The sequence below is a fragment of the uncultured Leptotrichia sp. genome, assembly GCF_938036635.1.
Lineage (GTDB): Bacteria > Fusobacteriota > Fusobacteriia > Fusobacteriales > Leptotrichiaceae > Leptotrichia > Leptotrichia hongkongensis.
Map to the genome: position 1 here is coordinate 1 of NZ_CALHQO010000315.1, position 1,336 is coordinate 1,336.

The window sequence follows — 1,336 nt, forward strand, 5'->3', positions numbered from 1 at the left end:
ATGCAAAATATGATCTTTAAATTTGAGAATTGTAACTTTATTTTCACGAATGAAATGAGTTTTTGAGTGCAAACGAAAGCCATTTTTTCAAAATTTTATGTGCTGAAAAAATCACGATAAGTTTCTAAAATTTTTTAATTTTCGAGAAACTTGTAAGCGTGCTTTCCAAAATTTAGAAAATTTCGGAAAGTTTATGGGGAAAAACTTTTGAAAAGGGCTTGATTTTTTGAAAAAAATAAGGTAATATTAGTTTAAGCGTGAAAATGAGAGCCCAGTTTTTGGAGGTGGATGGGCAGTTTAAGAAATTTTACTTCAACTCATTTTAAAATATCAAAAGAAAATTTAATTGAATAAAAAATAAAATATTTGAGCTTATGTACAGATTATTGGGAGTTTTCTTCCAAAATGTTTGCACAAGCTCTTTTTTTGATTAAAAAAATATATTAGAAAAATCAGGATAAAATTTCTTAAAATTATAAAATAAAATTGATGATGATAAAAATTAAAGTTCATATTGCGTCATATTAAGCCCGTAGCGTTTGTTAAATCGCTTTCTGGTATAAATCTTTGTCTGATGCAAAATTTTTTCGTTATGGGGCTAATATGGGCTTATTTTAGTTCTATATTGTAAATTAGATTTTTAATTCAAAAATAGTTTTATGTTATTGATGATGACAGATGAATTTGAGGTAAAAAATTATTGACAAAAATTTAAAAAGTAGTATAATGGTATTACCCAAAAAATAAAATATAAGGAGTGAGTATCATGGCTTCCATAAGTTTAAAAGTGTCCGATATGGAAAAAAAATTTTTGCAAAGCATGGCACAATTTGAAGGAGTTACATTGTCAGAGTTAATAAAATCAAAAGTGTTTGACTCACTAGAAGATGAATATGATGCCAAAATAGCAGATTTAAGATTATCAGAATATGAAAGCTATTTGAAAAATGGAGGAGAAGTTTTAAAATGGGAAGAACTGTAAAATATAAAATAATCCCAACTCCACATTTCGTAAAAGACTTTAGCAAACTAGATGAATTTGTAAAAAAAAGAATAAAAATTTATTTAGAAAATATTGCAGAAGATCCACGCAGTAAAGGAAAAATGTTGAAAGCAAATAGAAAAGGACAATGGAGATATAGAATAGGAAATTACAGAGTTATTGTAAATATTCAAGATGAAAATTTAGTAATATTAGCATTAGAAGTAGGGCATAGAAAAAATATTTATAATAGTTGATACTGAGGCTATTTTATAAAGTTATTTTTATAAGAGAGTGTCCAGAATTTTGTGTAAACTCAAAATATAATATATGGTACAGGATGGTAGTTTTATC

The 1,336-nt window shown here is 26.1% G+C and carries 2 protein-coding genes; both read left to right on the forward strand.

The window, feature by feature from the left end; all coding sequences use genetic code 11:
- The first annotated feature begins 766 nt into the window (after positions 1–766).
- Positions 767–982, forward strand: a complete 216-nt coding sequence (gene relB / locus Q0370_RS06290) for a type II toxin-antitoxin system RelB family antitoxin (RefSeq protein ID WP_006806162.1) — start codon at positions 767–769, stop codon at positions 980–982.
- A complete protein-coding gene (locus Q0370_RS06295) occupies positions 967–1,239 on the forward strand; it encodes a type II toxin-antitoxin system RelE/ParE family toxin (RefSeq protein WP_299573548.1) in 273 nt (90 codons plus the stop codon). Before relB ends, Q0370_RS06295 begins: the two co-directional genes overlap by 16 nt.
- Positions 1,240–1,336: the final 97 nt, after the last annotated feature.

Excerpts from the sequence above, each read along its gene's own strand:
- relB (WP_006806162.1), top strand. The coding sequence starts at position 767 with ATGGCTTCCATAAGTTTAAAAGTGTCCGATATGGAAAAAAAATTTTTG.
- Q0370_RS06295 (WP_299573548.1), top strand. The coding sequence starts at position 967 with ATGGGAAGAACTGTAAAATATAAAATAATCCCAACTCCACATTTCGTA.